This is a genomic window from Pacificimonas flava (assembly GCF_000342165.1).
In the GTDB taxonomy this organism is placed as follows: Bacteria; Pseudomonadota; Alphaproteobacteria; order Sphingomonadales; family Sphingomonadaceae; genus Pacificimonas; species Pacificimonas flava.
On the sequence record NZ_AMRV01000017.1, the window covers coordinates 21,681 to 30,389 of the forward strand.

The 8,709-nt window shown below is 67.1% G+C and carries 5 protein-coding genes; 2 read left to right on the top strand and 3 right to left on the bottom strand.

All coding sequences use genetic code 11. The features are described 5' to 3' along the window. Positions 1-13: 13 nt before the first annotated feature. Both polA and C725_RS14170 read right to left on the bottom strand, forming a co-directional pair. The gene (polA, locus tag C725_RS14165) at positions 14-2,809 is read right to left on the bottom strand and encodes a DNA polymerase I (RefSeq protein ID WP_008603866.1); all 2,796 of its coding nucleotides are present in this window, start codon (positions 2,807-2,809) and stop codon (positions 14-16) included. Between the two features lie 100 nt (positions 2,810-2,909). Further along, entirely contained in the window at positions 2,910-3,323 is a 414-nt protein-coding gene (locus tag C725_RS14170; RefSeq protein ID WP_008603867.1) for a hypothetical protein, read from the bottom strand. Between the two features lie 271 nt (positions 3,324-3,594). On the opposite strand from C725_RS14170, the gene C725_RS14175 reads away from it, so the two are divergent. After that, positions 3,595-5,667, top strand: coding sequence for a M13 family metallopeptidase (locus tag C725_RS14175; protein ID WP_008603868.1), 2,073 nt, complete (start codon positions 3,595-3,597; stop codon positions 5,665-5,667). A 217-nt stretch (positions 5,668-5,884) separates the two neighbouring features. Here C725_RS14175 and C725_RS14180 read toward each other — a convergent pair whose 3' ends face one another. Next, the gene (locus C725_RS14180; RefSeq protein WP_008603869.1) at positions 5,885-6,817 is read right to left on the bottom strand and encodes an L-threonylcarbamoyladenylate synthase; all 933 of its coding nucleotides are present in this window, start codon (positions 6,815-6,817) and stop codon (positions 5,885-5,887) included. A 49-nt stretch (positions 6,818-6,866) separates the two neighbouring features. Here C725_RS14180 and C725_RS14185 point away from each other — a divergent pair, with 49 nt between their 5' ends. Beyond that, on the top strand, positions 6,867-8,633 hold the full coding sequence (locus C725_RS14185; protein ID WP_008603870.1) for an acyl-CoA dehydrogenase: 1,767 nt from the start codon (positions 6,867-6,869) through the stop codon (positions 8,631-8,633). Positions 8,634-8,709: the final 76 nt, after the last annotated feature.

The window sequence follows — 8,709 nt, forward strand, 5'->3', positions numbered from 1 at the left end:
GGGGCGTTCCGGCTTAATGCGCGGCGGCCCAGCTTTCGCCGGTCCCTACCTCGACGACCAGGGGCACGTCGAGTGTCAGAACGGGCTGGCACGCCTCTTCCATCACGCGCTTGATGACGCGCCCGGCGGCGTCCGCCTCCTTGGGGTCCACCTCGAAGATGAGTTCGTCGTGCACCTGCAACAGCATCCGCGCGCTCTCGATCTTCTCGGCGGCCAGCGCCGGTTCGATACGGACCATGGCGCGGCGGATGATGTCGGCGGCGGTGCCCTGGATGGGCGCGTTGATGGCGGCGCGTTCGGCAAAGCCGCGCTCGTTCTGGCGGCTGGATTTGATCATCGGCGTGTGCGTGCGGCGGCCGAACAGCGTTTCGACATAGCCCTTCTCCCGCGCGTGCAGTTTCGTGCGGTTCATATAGTCGCGAATGCCGGGGAAGCGCTCGAAATAGCGGTTGATGTAGTCGGCGGCGCGGTCCCGCTCGATGCCAAGATTGCGTGCAAGGCCGAAGGCGCTGATGCCGTAGATAATGCCGAAATTGATCGCCTTCGCATCGCGCCGCACGCCGGGCTCCATGCCCTCGACGGGAACGCCGAACATTTCGGACGCCGTCATGGCGTGGATGTCGATGCCGTCCTCGAACGCTTGCTTCAACTGCGGGATGCCGGCGATATGGGCGAGGAGGCGCAGTTCGATCTGCGAATAATCGGCGCTGAGGAGGACATTGCCGCGTTCCGCGATGAACGTCTCGCGAATCTTGGCGCCCTCCTCCGTCCGGATCGGGATATTCTGAAGGTTGGGGTCGGAGGAGGCGAGGCGGCCGGTGGTGGAGGCGGCGAGCGTGAAGGATGTGTGCACGCGGTTCGTCGACGGGTTGATCGCGGCGACGAGCGCGTCGGCATAGGTCGATTTCAGCTTTGACAGCTGGCGCCAGTCGAGCACCTTTCGCGGCAGGTCGAAACCGTCGACGGCCAGCGTCTCCAGCACGGCGACGTCGGTCGAATAGGCCCCGGTCTTCGATGATTTCTTGCCGCCCGGCAGCTCCATCTTGCCGAACAGAATGTCGCCAAGCTGCTTGGGCGAGCCGATGTTGAAGCTTTCCCCGGCCAGTTCGTGGATTTCCGCCTCCAGCGCCTCCATGCGCGCGGCATAATCGCTGGACAGGCGCGACAGTGCGGCGCGGTCGACGGCGATGCCGCGCTCCTCCATGCGGGCAAGCACGGGCACCAGCGGCCGCTCGAGCCGTTCGTAGACGGTGGTCATGCGGTCGCGCCACAGGCGCGGCTTCCACGCCCCGTAGAGGCGCAGCGCGACGTCGGCATCCTCGGCGGCATATTCGGTGGCGCGCTTCAACGGCACCTTGTCGAAGGTCACCTGCGCCTTGCCGGCACCGGCGACCGCCTTGAAGGGAATGGTCTCGTGCCCAAGCTCCCGCTGCGCCGACGGGTCGAGGCCGTACTGCCCGCCGACATGCTTGCCGCAGTCGAGGACGTATCCCATCAGCATCGTGTCCTCGATCGGCGCGACGTCGATGCCGTGCCGGTTGCGCAGGACGAGCAGGTCGTACTTGATGTTGTGGCCGATCTTGAGGGTGGCCGGATCCTCCAGAAGGACGCGCAGCTTTTCGAGCGCGGCATCCCGGTCCAGCTGCTGCGGCGCCTCCCCCAGCAGCCCCTCGTCCGACACATGGGCAAGCGGGATGTAGCAGGCGCGGCCCGGGCGCGTCGCAAGGCTGATGCCGACAAGGTCGGCGCGCATGCAATTGAGGTCGTTCGTTTCTGTGTCGAAGCCGACGCATCCGATCTCCCGTGCCTCCGCGATCCACGCGTCCAGCCGGTCCATGGTCGTGACCGTCTCGTAATCCTCATGCTGGAAGGGGATCTGCTCGGGGGCGACGGGCGTGTCGGCGGCGACGGGCTTTGGCGTGCCGGATGCGCGAACGCCGAGCTTTGCCAGCAACGACTTGAAGCCGTGTTGCTCAAGAAACGCCTGCAGCGGTTCGACGGGCGGCTGCTTGAGCGCGAAATCCTCGAGCGGCTCGGACAGCTCCCAATCGCAGAACAGTTCGACCAGCTGGCGGGAAATGCGGATGTCCTCAACGGAATTCTGGATGTTCTCGCGCAGCTTCGGTTGCTTGATCTCGGCGGCACGAGAGATCAGCGTTTCCGTGTCGCCATATTCGCCGATCAGACGAGCGGCCGTCTTGACGCCGACGCCCTTCACACCCGGCACATTGTCGACGCTGTCGCCCATCAGCGCGAGCACCTCGCCGACCTTACCGGGCGGCACGCCGAACTTTTCCTCCACCTCGGCCGGGCCGATGCGCTTGTTCTTCATCGTGTCGAGCATGTCGACCTGCTCGCCGTCGACAAGCTGCATCAGGTCCTTGTCGGACGAGACGATGGTGACCTTCCACCCGAGCGCCTTTGCCGCATGGGTGTAGCAGGCGATGATATCGTCCGCCTCCACCCCTTGCGATTCGATGCAGGGGACGGAGAAGGCGCGGGTGGCGTCGCGGATCAGCGGAAATTGCGGCTTCAGATCCTCCGGCGGCTCCGGCCGCTGCGCCTTGTACTTGTCGTACATGTCGTTGCGGAAGGTGTGGGAGGACGCATCGAAGATGACGGCCATGTGGGTCGGGCCGTCCGTGTCGTTCAGCTCGTCGATCAGCTTCCACAGCATGTTGGAGAAGCCGTAGACCGCGCCCGCCGGAACGCCGTCCTTGTTCGTCAGGGGCGGCAGCACATGATAGGCGCGAAAGATGTAACCCGATCCATCGACCAGGTAGAGATGATTTTGGGTGTCGGCTGGCATGACGGGCTATGTAGGCGAAGGCCGCCCCGCCCCCAAGAGCGAAACCGCCCCCAAGAGCGAAACCGCCCGAAGACGATGCCGCCCGCCACGGCCAGAATCTCTAAGGGCGATGCGCCTGTGCGAAGACCCGGCGCAGCTCCGCTGTCAGCGGCGCGAGGGCCGGGGCCTTGCCGCATCCGGTCAGCAGGCGCAGAGCATCCGGTGCCGGTTCGGCCCCGTCCAGGCCGATCGCCTCCAGCAGCAGCTCCTCGTCCGGCAGCACCTGACGGCAGGCGGGGCTGCCGAATTCGATGCGCCGGTGCGCGCGCCGGGAAATGCCCACGATCAGGCAGCGCAGCAGATGCTCCCCACCCATCGCCTCCTCGCCGAGAACCTCGATCAGGGCGGCGGTGACGGAGGGGCATCCCGGCCAGCACATGACCATGTGGCGTGTGGCCCATAACAGCGCGCGGCTTTCCGGCGGCAGGGTGGTCCAGCCCTGGGGCGGGCGGGTCATGGTATCGGCTTTCAGCATCGCGGCCCTCCTGAATGCGATAATGCGAAGCGTTCGCACCTATTGCACGATCGGTCAACCGTCGCTGTCGCCATGCGTGTGTGCAGGCCGTACGTGGGGAGCCGGAAAGGCGCCGCTCGGCGGCATGACGGGAGCTCGTCTCATGGTCCCGTTTTTGCCCTCCGCGAGCAATGCGCTTGGACCGCGCGGATTATTATTGCTAAATCTCCTTACATGATTGCGGCGCGGGGGCAGTTCGCGCCGGTTCACCCGGTCCCTCTAAGGAGTCTCCATGACCAGAACGATTCCCTTCCTTCTCGCCGCATCGATGCTGAGTGCGTGCGCAACCACCGGCGCACCCGTCGAGGACACGGGCAGCGGCACGATGGAGCAGGCGGATACCGCCCCCTCGCAGGCGACCACAGGGCCGGAGCTGGGCACCTTCGGCTTCGATACGGCGGGCATGGACAAGAGCGTACAGCCGGCCGAGAACTACTATACCTATGCCAACGGCAACTGGATGAAGACGACGGAGATTCCGTCGGACAAGTCGAATTACGGCATGTTCACGCGTCTGGCGGAACTGTCGCAGACGCGCGTGCACGAAATTCTGGAGGAGGCGCAGACCGACCCGTCTTCGAAGATCGGCCGGGCATTCCGCAGCTTCATGGACGAAAGCGCCATCGAGGCCGCCGGCATGACGCCGCTCGCCCCATGGCTGGGCGAGATCGCCGCGATCCAGGACAAGGCAGCCTATGCCGCGCTGGTCGGCAAGGGCGAACGCTATAACGTCATCGGACCGGTCGGCACCTATGTCGATCAGGATTCGAAGGCGCCGACGCAATATGCGCTGACGCTGGTGCAGGCGGGGCTGGGGCTGCCGGACCGCGACTATTATCTGAAGGCGGACGACGCCGACCTGACCGAGGCGCGGGAAGCCTACCGCGCCCATCTGGCGCGCATGTTCCAGCTTGCCGGCATGGACAATCCGGCCGCGCGCGCGGATGCCGTGCTCGCCTTCGAGACGAAGCTGGCCGAGGCGCACTGGACGCGCGTCGACAGCCGCGATGCGGACAAGACGTACAACAAGGTCGCGCTGGCGGACTTCGACGGCAGGACGTCGGGGTTCGACTACAGCGCCTATCTGGAAGCCTATGGCGCCGCACCTGCGGAGGTGATCGTCGCGCAGCCGAGCGCGCTGGAGGGAACGGCGCAGGTCATCGCCGATACGCCGCTCGATGTGCTGAAGGACCATCTGGTCGCCCGCACCTTCGAAAGCTACGCGCCCTATCTGTCGCAGCCGTTCGTCGACGCGAATTTCGATTTCTACCAGCGCACCCTGTCGGGCACGCCGGAGAACGAGGAGCGCTGGAAGCGCGGCGCCGACTTCGTCAGCAACATTCTGGGCGAGGCCGTCGGACAGGTCTATGTCGACCGCTACTTCCCGCCGGAAACGAAGGCGGCCGCGGACGAGCTGGTCGGCAATGTCATCGCCGCCATGGATCGCCGCATCCAGGGCCTGGAATGGATGGCGCCGGAGACGAAGCAGCGCGCCCGCGCGAAGCTGGCCGCCTTCACGCCGAAGATCGGCTATCCGGACGAATGGCGCGATTATTCCGCGCTGCGCATCGAGGCGAACGACCTCGTTGGCAACGCCATGCGCGCGGCCGAGTTCGAGAACCAGCGCCGGCTCGACAAGCTGGGCGGGCCGATCGACCGGGGCGAATGGTTCATGACGCCCATGACGATCAACGCCTATGCGAACTTCTCGATGAACGAGATCGTGTTCCCGGCCGCCATCCTGCAGCCGCCCTTCTTCGACCCGAATGCCGACCCGGCGGTCAATTATGGCGGCATCGGCGCGGTGATCGGCCACGAGATCAGCCACCATTTCGACGATCAGGGCCGCAAGTTCGACAAGACCGGTGCGCTGACCGACTGGTGGACCGAGGAGGATTCGCGCCGCTTCGACGCGCTGACGGATCAGGTGGTGGCGCAGTACGACGCGTACGAGCCGCTGCCCGGCATGAACGTGCAGGGTCAGTTGACGCTGGGCGAGAACATCGCCGACCTTGCCGGCCTGACGGTCGCCTACGACGCCTATCATCATTCGCTGAACGGCGCGGAGCCGGAGGTGATCGACGGCTATACGGGCGATCAGCGCTTCTACATGGGCTGGGCGCAGGTGTGGCGCCGCAAATACCGTGAGGAAAATCTGCGCCAGCGCCTCCTGACCGACCCGCACTCTCCATCGGAGCAGCGCGTCTGGGTCGTGCGCAACCTCGACCCCTGGTATGGTGCGTATGACCCCGCACCGGGTGCGGCGATGTATCTGGCGCCGGAGAGCCGGGTGAAGATCTGGTAGGTGCGGAGGGGGAGCGGCGGCGCGTTCCGGCGTTCTATCCTCCTCCCGGCGTACGACCCTCCCCTAACCCCTCCCTTGCCAGGGAGGGGAACGCGCCATTTCTCCCCTCCCTGGTCAGGGAGGGGCCGGGGGAGGGTCGTCGCGCAGCGGTCTAAGACTTGGGAGAGTCGTCGCGCGGCGGTCGAAACCCGGAGGGTCCGCCGCGCAGCGGTCCCGGTTACGCGTGCGCCGCGCGGGTCAGCCGGTCGTTGATGGCCGCGCCCAGTCCCGCTTTCGGAATCGGCGCGGCGGCGATGGCGCTCTTGTCGCTGGCATCGGCGGCGTGCAGGGCGGCGAACAGCCTTGCCGCCGCCTCCACGAGGTCGCCGCCCGGCGACAGGTTGAAGTCGCCCGCGACACTGCCGAAGCCGATATGGAATTCGTCGTCCCGCGCCGTTTCGGCGTTCAGGCGCAGCGGCTTCGCGGGGGCGTAGTGGCTCAGCATCATGCCGGGCGCCTCGATCCGCTGGGCCGTTTGCGGGGCGGGATCGACGCCGAGGTCTTCCGCCGTGATGCGACCGGGACGCAGCAGGCGCAAGGCTCCGTCCGTCACGGCGACGATGGTGGACTCGAGACCGACCGAACACGCCCCGCCATCCAGGATCAGCGGCACCGCCGCGCCCAGGCTGCGGGCGACATGCTCCGCGCGCGTGGGACTGATGCTGCCCGACCGGTTGGCGCTCGGCGCGGCGAGCGGGCGCCCGAGCCGCGCGATCAGCGCCTGCGGCACGGGATGATCGGGCATGCGCAGCGCGACCGTCGGCAGGCCGGCGGTGACGATGGAGGCGAGGCCGCTGCCTGCACGCGCCGGCAGGACGAGCGTCAGCGGCCCGGGCCAGTATCGCCGCATCAAATCCGCTGCCAGTTCGTCCACCGCTGCGTAACGGGCGGCCATCTCCGGCCCCGACACATGCGCGATCAGCGGGTTGAAGCTGGGGCGCCCCTTTGCCGCGTAGATCTTCGCCACCGCTTCCCCGTCGCACGCATCGGCGGCGAGGCCGTAGACCGTCTCCGTCGGCATGGCGACCGGATCGCCGGCCGCCAGCAGCGCGGCGGCGCGGTCCAGCCCCTCCTCGTCGGGGCGGGCGATCTGCGGCGATGTGTCGGCCATGGGGCGGCGCTCTAGCGGGAAAGCGGCCGCAGGGGTAGGGAAGGCGGTCATGAGCTATACCGCGCCGATCCGGGACCAGCGTTTCGCGCTGGAAACCTCCGCCGACCTCGCTTCCCTTCAGGCGCTGGACGCCTTTTCAGCGGTGGACGACGACCTCGTCGATGCGATCCTGACGGAATCCGGGCGCTTCGCTGCCGGCGTCTTCGCGCCGCTGAACCGCGTGGGCGATCAGGTCGGCGCGACGCTGAAGGACGGCATCGTCACGCTGCCGGATGGGTTTCGGGAAGCCTATCGCCAGTATGTGGAGGGCGGCTGGGGCTCGCTGGGCGGCGCGGCGGAACATGGCGGGCAGGGCCTGCCCTTCGCGCTGGCGACGGCCTGTCAGGAGCAGCTGACCAGCGCCAATATGGCCTTTTCCCTGTGTCCCATGCTGACGCTTGGCAGCATCGAGGCGCTGACGGCGCATGCCTCCCCGCATTTGCAGGCAACCTATCTGACGCGGCTGATCTCCGGCGAATGGACCGGCACGATGAACCTGACGGAGCCGCAGGCCGGGTCCGACGTCGGCGCCCTGCGTACGGTGGCGGTGCCGGCGGGGGACGGCACGTGGCGCATCAAGGGCCAGAAAATCTACATCACCTGGGGCGAACATGACGTCGCGGACAATATCGTCCACCTCGTCCTGGCGCGCACGCCGGACGCGCCGGCGGGTACGAAGGGCATCAGTCTGTTCGTCGTGCCGAAGTTCCTGCCCGACGAGAACGGCAATTTCACGAAGCGAAACGACCTGACATGCGTGGGGCTGGAGGAAAAGCTGGGCATCCACGCCTCCCCGACCTGCACCATGAGCTATGGCGACAATGACGCGTGCACCGGCTTCATCGTCGGCGAGGAACTGGGCGGCATGCGCGCCATGTTCACCATGATGAATCACGCGCGCATCAATGTGGGGCTGCAGGGCGTCGCCATTGCGGAGCGGGCGTACCAGCAGGCGGCCCGATATGCGCGCGAACGGGTGCAGTCGGCGAAGATCGGCGATCCGGCCCGAACGCCGGCACCGATCATCGAGCATGCTGACGTGCGGCGGATGCTGATGACGATGCGCGCGGTGACGGAGGGCACGCGCGCGCTGACCTATGCCAATGCAGCAGCGGTCGACCGGGCGCATGCCCTGCCGGAGGGGGATGAGCGCCGCGCCGCCAAGGGCCGCGCCGATCTGCTGACGCCGATCACCAAGGCCTATGCGACCGATATGGGCGTGGAGATGGCCTCCCTCGGCGTGCAGGTGCATGGCGGCATGGGCTATGTCGAGGAGACGGGCGCCGCGCAGCATTACCGCGACGCGCGCATAGCGCCGATCTACGAGGGCACCAATGGCATTCAGGCGCTCGACCTGACCGGGCGAAAGCTGAACATGGACGGCGGCGCGCACTGGCGCGCGCTGGCGGAAGAGATGCGCGCCGATGTCGAGCGTGTGCCGGCCGCGATGCGCGTGGCGCTGGCCGGCGCGGTGCAGGCGTTCGTCGACGGCGCAAGCTGGTTGTCGGCCGAGGGACGCGACCCGAACGATGCCGCCGCCGGCGCGCAGCCCTTCTGCCGGCTGGCAGGTCACACGATCTGCGCCTGGCTGCTCGCGAAGCAGGCTGGGGAGGCGCAGCGCAGACTGGCGGACGGCAAGGACGAGGCGTTCCTGACCGCCAAGATCGCGACGGCGAATGTCTTCGTGACGCAGATCGCGCCGCAAGCCGCCGCGCTGCTGCCCGCCGTCACCGCCGGTCAGGATCCCCTCTACGCCGTGCCCGGTGACATGCTCTAGAAACCAAAAACGCCGGTCACTCTATACGTCATCCCGCGAAGGTCGGGATCCACGCCATAGTCTCGGATCATGACGA

What these genes read in the sequence shown, in the direction of transcription:
- C725_RS14180 (WP_008603869.1), bottom strand. Translation starts at nt 6,817, where the DNA reads ATGGCCGACACATCGCCGCAGATCGCCCGCCCCGACGAGGAGGGGCTG.
- C725_RS14185 (WP_008603870.1), top strand. Translation starts at nt 6,867, where the DNA reads ATGAGCTATACCGCGCCGATCCGGGACCAGCGTTTCGCGCTGGAAACC.
- C725_RS14175 (WP_008603868.1), top strand. Translation starts at nt 3,595, where the DNA reads ATGACCAGAACGATTCCCTTCCTTCTCGCCGCATCGATGCTGAGTGCG.
- C725_RS14170 (WP_008603867.1), bottom strand. Translation starts at nt 3,323, where the DNA reads ATGCTGAAAGCCGATACCATGACCCGCCCGCCCCAGGGCTGGACCACC.
- polA (WP_008603866.1), bottom strand. Translation starts at nt 2,809, where the DNA reads ATGCCAGCCGACACCCAAAATCATCTCTACCTGGTCGATGGATCGGGT.